This window comes from Actinacidiphila oryziradicis (assembly GCF_005047355.1).
Taxonomy (GTDB): domain Bacteria; phylum Actinomycetota; class Actinomycetes; order Streptomycetales; family Streptomycetaceae; genus Actinacidiphila; species Actinacidiphila oryziradicis.
The window spans coordinates 13,798-27,084 of sequence record NZ_SUMC01000095.1 but is presented as its reverse complement, the minus strand read 5'-3'; the positions used below and the strand labels follow the sequence as shown (position 1 = coordinate 27,084).

12 protein-coding genes and 1 pseudogene are annotated in these 13,287 nt (G+C 68.6%); 8 read left to right on the top strand and 5 right to left on the bottom strand.

What is annotated here, in order from left to right; translation table 11 throughout:
• Window positions 1-428: 428 nt before the first annotated feature.
• Together FCI23_RS44370 and FCI23_RS57390 are read right to left on the bottom strand one after the other, a co-directional pair.
• Window positions 429-746, bottom strand: coding sequence for an integrase (locus tag FCI23_RS44370; protein WP_136729715.1), 318 nt, complete (start codon window positions 744-746; stop codon window positions 429-431).
• Window positions 747-791: 45 nt separating this feature from the next.
• Window positions 792-929, bottom strand: a complete 138-nt coding sequence (locus FCI23_RS57390; RefSeq protein ID WP_169317246.1) for a hypothetical protein — start codon at window positions 927-929, stop codon at window positions 792-794.
• Window positions 930-1,207: 278 nt separating this feature from the next.
• Between FCI23_RS57390 and FCI23_RS44365 the strand changes: the two genes are divergently transcribed.
• From FCI23_RS44365 to FCI23_RS44350, 4 genes are all read left to right on the top strand, one after another.
• The gene (locus FCI23_RS44365) at window positions 1,208-2,599 is read left to right on the top strand and encodes a C69 family dipeptidase (protein WP_136729714.1); all 1,392 of its coding nucleotides are present in this window, start codon (window positions 1,208-1,210) and stop codon (window positions 2,597-2,599) included.
• 109 nt (window positions 2,600-2,708) lie between these two features.
• On the top strand, window positions 2,709-4,157 hold the full coding sequence (locus FCI23_RS44360) for an ABC transporter substrate-binding protein (RefSeq protein ID WP_136729713.1): 1,449 nt from the start codon (window positions 2,709-2,711) through the stop codon (window positions 4,155-4,157).
• A 76-nt stretch (window positions 4,158-4,233) separates the two neighbouring features.
• Window positions 4,234-5,670, top strand: a complete 1,437-nt coding sequence (locus FCI23_RS44355) for a purine-cytosine permease family protein (protein WP_136729712.1) — start codon at window positions 4,234-4,236, stop codon at window positions 5,668-5,670.
• Between the two features lie 378 nt (window positions 5,671-6,048).
• Complete coding sequence (locus FCI23_RS44350) at window positions 6,049-6,996, top strand: acetamidase/formamidase family protein (RefSeq protein WP_136729711.1); 948 nt, start codon at window positions 6,049-6,051, stop codon at window positions 6,994-6,996.
• A gap of 60 nt (window positions 6,997-7,056) precedes the next feature.
• Here the strand turns inward: FCI23_RS44350 and FCI23_RS61210 are convergent, their stop codons facing one another.
• Together FCI23_RS61210 and FCI23_RS61205 are read right to left on the bottom strand one after the other, a co-directional pair.
• Window positions 7,057-7,554 carry an integrase core domain-containing protein gene (locus FCI23_RS61210; protein ID WP_246144656.1) on the bottom strand — a complete coding sequence of 166 codons (498 nt, stop codon included), beginning with the start codon at window positions 7,552-7,554 and terminating at the stop codon, window positions 7,057-7,059.
• Window positions 7,551-8,123, bottom strand: a complete 573-nt coding sequence (locus tag FCI23_RS61205) for a helix-turn-helix domain-containing protein (RefSeq protein ID WP_246144655.1) — start codon at window positions 8,121-8,123, stop codon at window positions 7,551-7,553. The genes FCI23_RS61210 and FCI23_RS61205 overlap by 4 nt, the downstream gene beginning before the upstream one ends.
• 58 nt (window positions 8,124-8,181) lie before the next feature.
• On the opposite strand from FCI23_RS61205, the gene FCI23_RS44340 reads away from it, so the two are divergent.
• Entirely contained in the window at window positions 8,182-8,844 is a 663-nt protein-coding gene (locus tag FCI23_RS44340) for an MFS transporter (RefSeq protein WP_136729710.1), read from the top strand.
• A 343-nt stretch (window positions 8,845-9,187) separates the two neighbouring features.
• Window positions 9,188-10,218: pseudogene (locus FCI23_RS44335) on the top strand (IS5 family transposase).
• 328 nt (window positions 10,219-10,546) lie between these two features.
• Here FCI23_RS44335 and FCI23_RS44330 read toward each other — a convergent pair.
• Window positions 10,547-12,199: an IS1182 family transposase gene (locus FCI23_RS44330; protein WP_265737823.1), complete on the bottom strand. Its 1,653-nt coding sequence runs from the start codon at window positions 12,197-12,199 to the stop codon at window positions 10,547-10,549.
• 86 nt (window positions 12,200-12,285) lie between these two features.
• Between FCI23_RS44330 and FCI23_RS44325 the strand changes: the two genes are divergently transcribed.
• Both FCI23_RS44325 and FCI23_RS44320 read left to right on the top strand, forming a co-directional pair.
• Complete coding sequence (locus FCI23_RS44325; RefSeq protein WP_246144653.1) at window positions 12,286-12,786, top strand: transposase; 501 nt, start codon at window positions 12,286-12,288, stop codon at window positions 12,784-12,786.
• A gap of 42 nt (window positions 12,787-12,828) precedes the next feature.
• The gene (locus FCI23_RS44320; RefSeq protein ID WP_136729708.1) at window positions 12,829-13,272 is read left to right on the top strand and encodes a hypothetical protein; all 444 of its coding nucleotides are present in this window, start codon (window positions 12,829-12,831) and stop codon (window positions 13,270-13,272) included.
• Window positions 13,273-13,287 lie beyond the last annotated feature (15 nt).

Genomic DNA, 13,287 nt, shown 5'->3' with positions numbered 1-13,287 from the left:
CGCGCCCACCACCGCACCTGGCCCCAGCCCGCCGCCCCGCCGGCCGAGGCGGTCACCATCACCCCCGCGTCCAAGAGCGCCCCGGCCAAGCGAAAACCCAAGGTCACCGCTTAAAACAGCGGCATTGCCTCTAGGGCCTGTTCCAGGTTCGGATCATTGATTTTGGGATTCGCCGGTGGCGGTCGGCTGGGCCTGGTAGTTGTCGAGGGTGGCGCGTGGTGATGTCTCGGATGCCGAGTGGGAGTTGGTCGGGCCGTTCTTGCCAGTGGGCGAGCGCGGCCGTGTCAATCCCCTGTAACCGTGGAGGGTTCGTTTATGCGGCCCGGTCCTCCTGGCGGTGGCGGGCTCGCGCTTCCATGATCTTGTGTTCGAACTCGATGGGCGGCAGGCCTCCAGCGGAGGTGTGCCGGCGCTTGGCGTTGTAGAAGTTAGACCGGTGGCCGTCCGGTGCGCGCCGGTCTCTGCTTCCACTTCCAGCACAGCAGCCGGCGGTGCCAGGTGAGCAGGGTGGCGGGGGTGACCTGGCGGTGCCGGCGCAGATGGGATGGCGCGTGTCGGGCCAGCGCTGCGAGCACGGCGCGGTCCGGCCAGGCAAGGCGTGGCCGGACGCCGAGCCGGCGGCGCAGGACCGCGTTCTCATGGCGCAGCGCAAGCAGCTCGACATCCTTGGCGCCCTGCGAGCGGGAGAGCAGCAGGAGCAGTCCGAGGAGCCTCAGGAAGATCAGGTAGAACTCGCGCAACGCCATGAAATCCGACCCTGCCACCCTCGGCGGGTACTGCAAAGTACCTGATCAGAGGCAGTGCGTGACGTTCGGCACCCTACAGGCCTGCGATTCACCGGCCAAGGGGTCCGGTACCCGGTCCAGGGCGACGGCAAGCAGGCCGCGCAGCACCGGGGACAGGCCGGTCCACAGGCTCTCGGGCGTCACGTCGTCCGGAATCGGGATGCCGTCCTGCTCTGCGAGGACGGGACTCCGGGCCGGCTGGGGTGGGCAGGACTCGCCACGCGCCCAGGACGTCGTCCTGGGCCTCCTGCGTGGTGGCGGGGGCGGTGGGGCCGTGGAAGCGCGTTGTCGACAAATGAGCTACTTGGGCTGATCCTGAGATCTCAAGTTCGCTCGTCAGCGAGCTGGCTGCGGCCCAGCCGGCTCTCGCCGAAGTGGGAGAAACCACTGTGCATCCATGGAGCTGCGACACTTTCGTGGCCATGGCCGACAGCGTGCCCGGGGGGCACGTCCTGCTGGCCAAGAACAGCGACCGTCCCGTGTCCGACACACAGCCGCTGCGCTTCCTGCCGCGCCGCACCGCGCAGGCGGGTGCCACCCTGCGGCTGGCCCATGTCGAGATCGACGACGTCGAGGAGTCCTACGCGCACCTGGGCGGCTCGCCCTACTGGTGCTGGGGACACGAAGAGGGCCTGAACGAATGGGGTGTGGCCATCGGCAACGAGGCCATGTTCACCAGGGACTGGGCGGACACGGTGTCCGCGGTCAAGGGCGGCGCCGACCGGGACGGCGGCATCCTCGGCATGGAGCTGCTGCGCCTGGGTCTGGAGCGGGGCCGCACGGCCAGGGAGGCACTCGACGTCATCTGCTCGCTGGTGGACCGGTACGGGCAGTGGGGATCCGGTGTCGTGGGTCAGCCGCCGGTCACGGGCGGGTACGACAACTCCTTCCTCATCGCCGACGCCCAGGAAGCGTGGGTGCTGGAGACCAGCGGTCACCGCTGGGCCGCCAAGCAGGTCACCACGGGGACGTATGCCATCTCCAACCAGCCGACCATCCGCACCGAGTGGGACCGCGCCAGCGGCGACCTGGTGGAGCACGCGGTCGACTCCGGCTGGTGGGAGTCCGCGCCGGGGCGGCCGTTCGACTTCGCGCGCGCCTACGTCGACCCCGGTACGCCGCTCCAGCTGTCGCACATCCGGCTCCAGCGCTCACGCCAACTGCTCGGCGAGGCGGTGGGGGCCGGCGGGGTGGGGCTCGGCCAGGCCCAGCAGGTGCTGCGCGACCACTACGAGGACACCTTCCTCGGCGGCCCGTACTTCAACGCGGCGCTGCCCGACTTCCTGAGCCTGTGCATGCACTCCCACCCGTCGGACTTCACCTGGGGCAACACCGCCGGCTCGGCGGTGTTCGTGCTGCCGAAACGCGGGGAGGGGCTGGCCCACCTGTGGTGGACGCCGGTGACGCCGTGCACCGGTGTGTACGTGCCGGTGTTCGTGGACGCCGGGAGGGTACCCGGGATCTTCGCCGCGGCGGGGACGGCCGGCGTCCGGGCGTGCCCTCCCGAGCACGCGCCGGTGGACACGTATGACGAAGGGTCCTACTGGTGGCGGTTCCGCCGGCTGCTCGACATAGTCAAGGGCGGCGAGTCGGCGTGGACCTTCAACGAGAACCAGTCCGTGGTGCGGCGGGCGTTCGACGCCCTGGAACGGCAGTGGACGGCCGAACTCCCGCAGGTGGAGAAGGACGCGCTCGCGCTGCGCGAGCGGGGCGAGCACACGGCGATGGCGGACTTCCTGGCCGGCTACACCGAGTCCTGCGCGCAGCAGGCGCTGGAAGTCCTCGAGCACCTCGTCGCGCAGCTGTCCGGCTGAGCGGCGTCCTGTCGAAACCAGACAAGCCTTGACAAACCAAAGCCTAGTCCGCATGCTCTCGGCTTAAAAGTAATCAGATCTGAGATCTCAAACAGCGTTTCGAGGGGCCATGGACCGTCCGGAAACCGTTCACATCCGCAGCAATGGGCAGGTCACCCTGCCCATGCCGGTCCGCCGTGCGGCCGAACTGCAGGAGGGTGACGTGGTCGAGGTCGCCCTCCAGGACGACGGAACGATTCTGCTGCGTCCGGTCGCGGTCCTCGACCGCTTGCAGGCGGACCTGGTCTACCGGGTCGGGGCCCGGTCCGAGCCAGACCTCACCGAGGACGACATAAGGGAACGGGCCCGTGGGCTGGTCCGACGCCGCCGACTTCCGGTCACCACCGGGCGCGCGCTCGACGCGCTGGTGGAGCGCTACCAGCGGGGTGACCTGACACAGCGGGCGTTCGTCAGCGAGGCACTGATGCTGGGCCTGCCCTCGGCGTCGATCACGGCGCTGCTGGCCGGCACCGAGCCCGCCCCCGCCGAGGCGCCTCCCGCGCCCCCCGTGGCCGAGGAGGCGCCGCAGGCGCCCGTACGGATCGCCCAGGCGTACCACTCACTGCTGTATTTGCCGCTGTATATCGCCCATGACGTCGGTTTCTTCGCGGACGAAGGAGTGCGGGTCGAGATCACCACCGCTGGCGGCGGCACCGAGGCCTGGTCCGCGGTGGAGGCGGGCGTCGCCGACTATTCCGTCCACGATCCGGTGTTCACCGTCCGCGCCTTCGAGCAGGGGATCGAGGACGCGGTCGTGGTCGGCAGCATCTGCAACGGGCAGGCCATCCTGGCGCTGGCCGCGGACCCGGCCGTGGAGGCCACCGACGACCCGCGTGTTTTCAGCACGCGCACCGTCGCCGGGCGCACCGTCGCCACCCAGCCCCAGCCCGACTCGCAGTGGGCCCTGCTGCGCTACCTTCAGTTCCTGTACCAGGCGGGCCCCAAGTCGTCCTATCGCGGCCTCCAGGTGCCGATCGGTACCGAACCGGCTCCCGTCCTGGCCGGGCAGGCCGACATCTGCCTCGCCTTTCCGCCACAGGCGGACGTGGCCATGTCGCAGGGCCTGCGCGAGGTCTTCGACTTCTCCAGCTTTTTAGGCCCGTATCTGCTGTCGGCGCTTGCCACCCGGCGTGGCACCGTGCAGAACAAGCCCGCGCAGCACAAAGCGGTGATCACCGCGCTGGAAAAAGCCTGCCAGTACGCCCATTCGTTCCCGGACGAAGCGGTCCGGGTGGCTCAACTGGAATTCCCCGGTGTCGACCCGAAGGTGATCGAGAGCGCCACATGGCGCTGTCTGCAGCGCAACTTCCTGCCGCCCCACATCGCGGTGGACCGCGAGGCCTGGCAGGAGAACGGCGTTCTCAACAGGTTCGTCGGCACCATTCAGCAGTATCACTCGTCGGCCGAACTGGTCGACAACGAGATGAGTCTTCACGTCTATCGCACGCTCGGCAATCTCCGCCTCGTGTGGGACGGTCCCCGTCCCATCGCGAAACCGGTCGCCGTAGCCGGAGCGTGACCAGACGGACGTGAGGTGGGACCGGCATGTCACGCCGGATTTCCCCGTAGTCGCCGATGCCCAGGAAAGGAGCAGCATGAGCGTGCTGGAAAAATTCAAAGGACCGACGACATCGATCGACGACCAGATCGAGAGCTTCGCGATCAACCGCGTCCCCGCGAATCTGCGGTGGCCCATACCCGCCATCAGCCTCGTGCTTCTCGGCAATGCCACCGCGATGTTCTTCTTCTCCTTCGGTGCCCAGCAGGCGTTCCTCGTGGGATGGCCTGGAATGCTCGGCCCGATCGCGTACTTCTTCATCGGCTCCGTAGTGATCGGCATGCTCACCATGCGCATGGCGAGCCGGGAAGGCCTGTCGCAGAACCTGCTCAGCCGGGGTCTCGGCTTCGGCAGCCGGGGCGCGGCGGTCACCTCGTTCATCTACGCCGTCAACTTCGTCTTCTACTTCCTCTTCGAGGGAACGATCGTCACGCACGCGATCGCGGGGTACTTCAAGGTCGACATCAACTCCATCGCCGGCATCGGGATCTTCGCCCTCGTGGGCCTGGTCACCCTGCTGCTGGTCCGGCGCGGCATGCACGCCATGTCGTTCCTCCAGTCCTGGGGCTTCCCGGTGTTCGTGATCCTGCTCGGCTGGGGCCTGTACAAGATGTTCACGGAGCACACCCCGGTCGGCGCGGACGGCTGGCACGCCACCGGCGCCACGGGCAGCGTGGCGATGTGGAGCGCGTTCAGCCTCGCCAACGGCCAGATGATCTTCCAGGGCCTGATGGCGACCGACTACGGGCGTTTCGCCTCCCGTGACATCCGCTACCGCGGCACCACCGCCATCATGCTCGGTGAGCTCATCCCGATGTTCGCCGTGATCTTCCTGGGCGCCTTCATCGGCGCCACGCTGCTGGCCGGACTGCACGGACCGAACGCCCAGTCCAACGCCCAGGACCCGGGCTTCATGTTCGTGTACCTCATGGGCGGTGCGGGTGTCGTCTTCGCCGTCATCACCCAGATCCGCATCAACGTCATGAACCTGTACGGCGGTTCCATCGCGCTCTCGTCCGGTTTCGACGTCGCCGCCAACTTCCGCCCCGGCCGCCAGTACTGGACGTACCTGGTGTGGATCCTGGGCGTGGTCTTCTACGCGTTCAACGTCATCAACCACCTGGGCACGTTTCTGGCGGTCACGGGTGTCCTCACCAACACCTGGGTGCTGATCATCCTCGCCGACTACTTCGTCTGCCGCCGCTGGATGAAGCTCGGCCGGTCGGAGAACATCGAGTTCGAGCAGCACGAGGTGCGGTCCTGGAACCCCTGCGGTCTGGCCTCACTCGGACTGGCCGTACTGGTCGGCGCGCTGGGCATCGTCGGCGTGTACCCGGTGTACTACGCGTCGTTCATCTCGATGCTCCTCGGCCCGATCCTGCACGTCGCGTTCACCGCGGCGACCAAGGGCCGCTACTACACGCCCGTCCAGGCGGACGAGGCCTCGGCACAGCCGCAGAGCGCCCTGTCGTAGATGCTGCAATACCCGGTCCACGGCGATTTTCGCAGATACCGGCCCACACGTGGCCACCTGTGCCGCCGGAGTCGGGACGCCGCGCGCGGCATCGCACCCGGGCCAGGCAGCTTCCTGACATCAGCGCCTGACGATTGAGGAGTTGGGCATCACGTACCCGCACGGTTCGCAGGCCGTGATCCCGCCGCCGTGAACGGCAGGCCGAGATCACGGCACTTCACGTGACGCCTTCCCCTCGTCCGCGCCGCCCGGGCACACCTGCCCGGCGCGCGCCCGAACCGGCCGCGCACACCGCCCGTCGCGCGCCTGAAGACGTCCGGTGCATGCCCAGCACGCACCGGACCACGCTCATATCCCTCATTTGGAAGGACCGGAGACATGTCTGTCGATTCCCAGGACTCCCCCGCCCCCATCGTGGTGAAGCCCGGACCGGACTACCCGTACGTCTACTCGCGCTATCTCGAGCCCATCGCCACGGTTCCGCTCGGCGTGCCCGTCGAGATCTACACCGAGGACGCCTTCGAGAGCCACCTGTACAGCTCCGAGCAGCGCCCCAGCGAGGTGCTCGGCAAGTACCTCAACCCGCAGTCGGGCCCGATCTTCATCGAGGGCGCCGAGCCCGGCGACACCCTGGTCGTCGACATCGCCGACGTCGAACTCACCCGTGACTGGGCGGTCAGCTCGCACATCCCGGACTTCGGCGGTCTGACGTCCACGACGTTCACCCGGACCTTGCAGGATCCGCTGCCGGAGAAGGTGTGGATCTACCGCCGCCAGGAGAACGGCAGGTTTTCCTACACCGATAAGTTCTCGGTGGAACCGCACCCCTTCATGGGCACCATGGGCACTGCCCCCGACCTCGAGGTGCTGTCCGCGCTGACCCCGTCCAAGCACGGCGGCAACATGGACGTCCGTGACATCTGCGCGGGCCGGCGGGCGTACTTCCCCGTCAACGTGCCCGGCGCCTACTTCTACACCGGCGACTGCCACGCTGCCCAGGGAGACGGCGAGGCCTGCGGTGTCGCACTGGAGATCACCGGGAAGGTGACGGTGACATTCGGCCTGATCAAGGGCAAGACGGTCACCTGGCCGCGCATCGAATCCGCCGAGGACATCATGGTCGTCGGCAGCGCCCGCCCGATGGAGGACGCCGCCCGCATCGCCTACGCGGAACTGGTCGGCTGGCTCGTCGAGGACTACGGCTTCGACAAGTGGGACGCCTACCAGTACATCAGCCAGTGCGGAAAGATGTACGTCGGCAACATGGTCGACACCTATTACTCCGTTGTCGGCGGCGTCCGCAAGCCCCGGCCCGAACCCCTGTAGGGTTCCAAAAGTCCTGCACATGTGCTGACCTGGGTGTTCGCTGGCTGTCGTTGATCTCCGTCAGGCTGTGTTGCGGTACTCGTGGATGAGCCCGCCCAGGACGTCGTGGCGCTGGATCCGCTGGGCGGGGAACGGGATGACGTCGGGATCGTCGGCGGGAGCGCGGAGCTGCAGCGCGCGGTGCGGCCTTGCGGAGTTGTAGTGGTGGGCGTACTCGGCGAGCACGTGTCGCAGGTGCTGTTCGTTGTAGATCAAGATCTGGTCGGTGCATTCGGCTCGTGCGGTGCGGATGAACCTCTCTGCGTGGGCGTTCATCCGCGGCCTCTGTGGTGCGCTCTTGAGGATCTCGATGCCGTCGGCGGTGAAGACCGCGTCGAACGCCTGGGTGTGGCGGCTGTCGCGGTCGCGCAACAGGTAGCGGAAGCTTGAGGCCCGGTCGCCGAGGAGGTTCCTGGCGAGCCGGGTGGCCCAGGCCGCGGTGGGGTGGGCGGTGACGCCGAGGATGTGCACGGTGCGGGTGCCGACCTCCATGGCGAAGAACACGTACAGCCGCTTCAAGGTCGCGGTGTCGACGTGGAAAAAATCTGCGGCCAGCAGGCCGGAGGCCTGGGCGCGCAGGAACTGACGCCAGGTCGGCCCTGCGCTGGGGCCGCGGCGGGGTGCGGGACGAGTCCGGCGCTGCGCAGGATGCGGCGGATGGTCGAGGCCCCCACCCGGTGACCGAGGCACCGCAGCTCGCCCTGGATGCGGGTATGGCCCCACGTGGAGTTGTCGCTGGCCAGGCGCAGGATGAGGGCGGTGAGCTCCTCGGAGATCGGCGGGCGGCCGGTCCGCGCAGGTTTCTGTCTCCACTTCCGGCGGAGCAGTCGGCGGTGCCAGGCGAGCAGGGTGCCGGGGGTGACCAGGCGGTTCCGGCGCAGGCGGGACGGCAGGTGCCGGGCGAGGGCTACGAGCACTGCGCGGTCGGGCCACGCGAGGCGCGGCCGGACGCCGAGCTGTCGGCGCAGCACCGCGTTCTCGTGGCGCAGCGCGAGCAACTCGACATCCTTGGCCGCATCCGAGCGTGACAGCAGCAGGAGTAGTCCGAGGAGCCGGAGGAGGGCCAGGTAGATCATGCGCAGCGCCATGCAGCCCGAGGCTGCCATGATCGCCTGGAACTGCAAAGTTCCTGATCAAGGGCTGTGCGTGACTTCTGGCACCCTACAGGCCCGCTGGCGCACCGGCCCCGGCGCCCGCCATACAGCCGCCGGCGGCGGCGGGCTGAAGGAGGTACTGACCAGCAGGGTCTTCCTGACCGCGGTACTCCCGACGGCGCCGTGGGTCTTCGGGGCCGCGACCGTGGCGCTCGCGGCACTACCCGTCCTGGTACCGCTGGGAGGCTACACCCCCGTCGGAACCGGCCTGGTCGCCGCGACCACTCTGGGCACCGGCATCCTGGTCCAGCCCTTCGCACAGCGACTCGCGCGACGTTCCCCGGCCGCACCATTCCGAACCGGCATGGCGGCCGCGACCGTCGGCATACTCGTCGCGGCGCTCACCGTGGCCACCGGATCGCTGATCCTCCTGTTCACCACCTCCGTCGTCCTGGGCTCGGCCTATGGCCTCCTCCTGGTGAGCGGCCTGCGGCTGGTGGAATCCCTCGCCCACCCGGAGGACATCGCCACAGCGATCGCCGTCTTCTACGCCCTCACCTACGTCGGATTCGCCTTCCCCGTCCTCGTGCAGGCCCTGAGCAGCCTGTGGAGCCCGGTCCCCGTCCTGATCACTGGATCCGCGTTCGCGGTGGCCGCCATGACGATGACCTTCCTCGCCTGGCCGCTGCGGCGTACACACCGCACACGGCCCTGACCCTGAAGTGCCGCCCCAGCAGCGAGAACAGACGATGCGTAACGCCGGCGGCCGGTCGCCCCGCTGCTCTTCAGAGCCGAGACGCAGCTCGGCATTAAGCTGCGCGCCCGCTTCCAGCCCTTCCAGGACCGCTACGAGCGGGCGGTGCGCGACGGGGACGCGGCCGTGCTCATCCGGACCTGCCCGGGCAAGCACGGCCGCTGGGGACGGATCTGGACGACGGCCACGAGACCTCGCTGGAGGAACCCCACTAGGGCCTGTCTCGGATCGAGATCATGTGGTTGGGGCGGTCGGTGGCGCTAACGGCGGTGGGTGAGGTGCGGGCGCGGGTAGAACGTCAGTCATGACGCGTGGTGATGTGACCGACGCCGAGTGGGAGTTAATCGGGCCGTTCGTTCCGGTGGCGGCGGGCGGGCGGCTGCCGCGGCGCTTACGTGATCAGTTCAACGGGGTGCTGTGGCGGTTTCGTACCGGCAGCCCGTGGCGTGATCTGCCCGGGCGCTATGGGCCGTGGCAGACGGTGTACGGCCGGTTCCGGGCGTGGGCGCTGGCCGGGGTGTTCGAGGCGCTGATGGACGGGCTGATCGCGGAGGCTGGCTCGCGTGGGCAGGTGGATCTGGCGCTGGTCAGCGTGGACTCCACGGTCGCCCGGGCCCACCAGGACGCTGCCGGCATGGCGGTGTCCGGGGAGGTGCTCGATGCCCTGGAGGCGGCGCTGACCGAGGAAAAGGGGGTCCCGCTGGAGCGACAGGAGAGGGTGCGGCTGCGGGTGGTGCGAGTGCGGCGGGCCAGCCCGACCCGGCAGACGCGGCGGGCGGCGAGGAACGCGAACGCAAGCGCCGCACGCGCCGGCGGCGGGCGGCCCGGGCGCGCGCGGCCGGACTCGGACGCTCCAGGGGCGGACTGAGCAGCAAGGTCCACCTGGCCGCCGACACCCGCTGCCGTCCCCTGGCGTTCGTGCTCACCGCGGGCCAGGCCGCCGACTGCCCGCAGTTCGAAGCGGTCCTGGGCAGGGTCAAGGTCTGCGGACCCGTCGGGCGTCCGCGGACCCGGCCCGGCGCCGTGGCCGCCGACAAGGCCTACTCCTCCCGCGCCAACCGCGCCCACCTGCGCCGACGCGGCATCAAGGCGGTCATCCCCGAGAAAGCCGACCAGGCCGCCAACCGCAAGAGGAAGGGCTCCCGGGGCGGTCGGCCCGTCAGCCACGACGCCGAGCTCTACAAGGAACGCAACACCGTGGAACGCTGCATCAGCAAGATCAAGTCGTGGCGGGGCCTGGCAACCCGGTTCGACAAGACACCGGAAAGCTACCTGGCCGGACTCCACCTGCGTGGCTCCATGATCTGGCTCCGAAGCCTGACACCAACAACATGATCTCGATCCGAGACAGGCCCTAGGGCCACAACAGCGACGGCGATCCGATCGCGTGGGTGGGCAGCGCCCCCGACGGCTGGTGAGCGCCATGTCGACCGCACCTGTGCGTCTCGGTGCGGTCGGCGCGCCGTCGCCGGTGCGCCTGAGTTCCACAGTTAGCAGTGACGACTAGGGCACGAAAACACGGTTTGAGCTGCGGAAACGCCTGTGAGCACGCCAAAGTGGCGTGTCACTAGGCGAAGGGATAGTGCCTGGTCAGCGGCCAGCGTTCAGGTCGATGATCTTCTTGGGTGGGGTGACTCTGTCGGGGATCTTGAGGAGTTCGGCCTCATCCGCCGACGAATCGCCAGGACCGAGGTCGGGGTATCCCCTGCTGGTCCAGATGCGCCTGGAATGCGGTCGGCGGCCGGGGAGGGCGCGGTTCGTTCGGCGGGAGCTGGTCGCAGAGTCGTCCGACGTTGACGGCGATGGCGGTGAGGACGTGCTGGACGTGGGTCTTGCCCAGGCCGCGGTAGCGGCATCGTCGCATCTGGTGGCCGTGGGCGAACTCGTTGATCGTGCCCTCGATGCCGGATCTGACGGCGTAGATCTGGCGGCGGTCGGGGTCGTCCTGCTCGGCGCGGGTACGCCTCTGCAGGTCGAGCAGGTTCTTCGAGGGGAAGCCCACGCTGCGGGACGCGGCGCGGGAGCTGGTACACCGCGTTCGGGCCGGGCACGGTCCGCACTGGCTCTTGGCGAACTTGACCACGATGAGCGGTGCCGCTTGGGGTGAGGACGTCGGATACGGGCCGTACCAGGCACGGCTGGTCTGGCCCTGCGGACAGGTCACCTGTCGTTGCTCGAAGTCGATGAGGAAGTCGTCCCGGCCGAAGCCTTCCTGGTCGCGGTGCTGGCGGGTGGGGTTGGCGCGGGCCGGTCCGACCAGGTCGACCTGGTGCTCACGCGCGGCGTGTTCCTGGTGGACGAGTGTGGTGTAGCCGCTGCCGATCAGGTGCTCGGCAGGCAGCAGGCGGCGGCGTGTCAGCCGGCGGTGGATCCCGGGCAGGGCACGGGCGTCGGAGACCGTGGCCTCGGTGGTCGCCACATCGGTGACCACGTTGATGCCGTCGTCGTCGCAGGTCTCGGTAATGTGCGTCAGGTACCCGGTCCAGCGGGTCGCGTACCCGCGTCGGCTGTAGCGGGCCTGAGGGTCGTAGGGCGAGACGACCGCGGTCGCGGAGGGCGGCAGGCCGCCGTCCTCGGGGGTGCGCCAGCGGATCCTGCCGCGCTCGTCGATCAGGTAGTTCTGCGCGAAGACCTCCCGTAGGGCCTGGACCTGTGGCCCGGTGCGGAAGGCGGGCTGGCGCTGGTGAAGGTGCGTCAGCAGCAGGTGCGCGTCGGCTCCGGTGTTGTTGATTCGGGTCTTGGGGTGCGTCGGGTTCTTGCCCAGTCGCACCGGGCGGCCGTAGCGCTTGCCCCATTCCTCGGTGACCAGTGCGGTGAGTTCCTGCGGTGCGGTGCGGGCGAGCTCCTCCAGGGCCGCGCGCATGGCCTCGGTCACCAGCTCCAGGCGGGTAAGGTCCCGCACGGCTGCCAGGATGTGGGTGGAATCGGTGCGCTGGCGCCCCCGTTCCTTGATCAGTCCGGCCTCCCGCAGGCGTTCCAGCGCGAGGTCCAGCAGGAGGTCGGCGCGGCTGCCTTCGGCGAGCCGGTCGCGGAAGTCGGACAGCACGCTGTGGTGGAAGCCGGGATCATCGAGGGGCAGCGCGAGGGCGTACTTGAAGTCGATCCGGCAGCGCACGGCCTCGGCAGCCTGCCGGTCCGAGAGGTTGTACAGGAACTGCAGCACGCTGACGGTGGCCAACTGGGCGGGTGATAACCCGGGCCGGCCATCGCGCGGGTACCAGGCCTGGAAGTCCTCGTCCCGCCACAGCCCGTCGAGCCGGTCACGCACCCACATCGCCGTCGTGCCACCTGGATTGCTCGCTCGTGCGACCTGCACGGTCAGGGACGGAACCTGCTCACCAGAACGGGGACGGACGGACACAGAGCACCTCGCTACGTACTGGACCTCGAACCGTCCCGAGCATGCCGTCTGACCAAGCCCTCGCACCGAAGAATCTCAAGATCCCCGACAGAGTCACCGCCCTGCGCCTGGGCACCGCCGAGGCCGAGCAGGTCCTGCGTCGCTTCACCCGCGGCGGCCCCAAGCACCCCACCTACCAAGCGATCGAGGAACTCGGGCGGGCGGTGCGTACATCGTTCATCTGCGACTACCTCGCTGACGTCGAGATGCGCCAGGAGATCCACGAGGGCTTGCAGGTCGTGGAGAACTGGAACTCAGCGAACAAGGACCTCTTCTACGGCAAGGACGGCGACCTGGTCGGACAGGACAAGGAGTCTCAGGAAGTGTCCATGCTGGCCTTGCATCTGCTCCAGTCCGCCCTGGTCCATGTCAACACGCTGCTGGTGCAGCAGGTCCTCGCTGATCCCAAGTGGGCAGAGAAGCTCACCGATGCGGACCGGCGGGCACTGTCCCCGCTGTTCTGGACCCACGTCAACCCTTATCTGGACATGTTGCAGAACTGATATTGGCGAACCGCCGCCGAACGGCTGTGGCAGCATGCGGCCATGTCCTTCCCGCACCCCGACGGCGACTACGCGATCACCGTGATGTACTCGGTCCCGGACGACGCCTGGTATCTGGAACTGCACCTGGTCGCCAATCAACGAGCTCTTATGACCGCCGTCGTCCCCGACGAGGACCCGGTGCGGGAGCCGACGCTGTGCTTCGATCCCCAGAGCGGGCACCTGGATATCCCGTACGTGGTCATGCGCTGGTTCATGGATCAGGTCGAGGAGGAGATCCGCACGTCCCGCGCCTGGATGCGGCTGCGGCCAGAGCTTGTCGAGGTCATCCACCGGCTGCGCCAGGAGTACCTGGGTGACATCGATGAGGACGACTTCCCCCGTGTCCTGGCGGAGGTGCGCACCGCGGTCCCAGCGGCCGACCTCCCCGCCGTCCTCGCTTCGGCCTTCGGGCGGAAGCCCGACGGCACCCCCGTGGGCTCCTGACCGCGTCGCGACGGG

Bases quoted from the DNA above. Each gene is read 5' to 3' on its own strand.
- FCI23_RS44320 (WP_136729708.1), top strand. From the start codon at position 12,829: ATGTCCTTCCCGCACCCCGACGGCGACTACGCGATCACCGTGATGTAC.
- FCI23_RS61205 (WP_246144655.1), bottom strand. From the start codon at position 8,123: ATGGCGCTGCGCATGATCTACCTGGCCCTCCTCCGGCTCCTCGGACTA.
- FCI23_RS44350 (WP_136729711.1), top strand. From the start codon at position 6,049: ATGTCTGTCGATTCCCAGGACTCCCCCGCCCCCATCGTGGTGAAGCCC.
- FCI23_RS44370 (WP_136729715.1), bottom strand. From the start codon at position 746: ATGGCGTTGCGCGAGTTCTACCTGATCTTCCTGAGGCTCCTCGGACTG.
- FCI23_RS44325 (WP_246144653.1), top strand. From the start codon at position 12,286: ATGCCGTCTGACCAAGCCCTCGCACCGAAGAATCTCAAGATCCCCGAC.
- FCI23_RS44365 (WP_136729714.1), top strand. From the start codon at position 1,208: ATGGCCGACAGCGTGCCCGGGGGGCACGTCCTGCTGGCCAAGAACAGC.
- FCI23_RS44355 (WP_136729712.1), top strand. From the start codon at position 4,234: ATGAGCGTGCTGGAAAAATTCAAAGGACCGACGACATCGATCGACGAC.
- FCI23_RS44360 (WP_136729713.1), top strand. From the start codon at position 2,709: ATGGACCGTCCGGAAACCGTTCACATCCGCAGCAATGGGCAGGTCACC.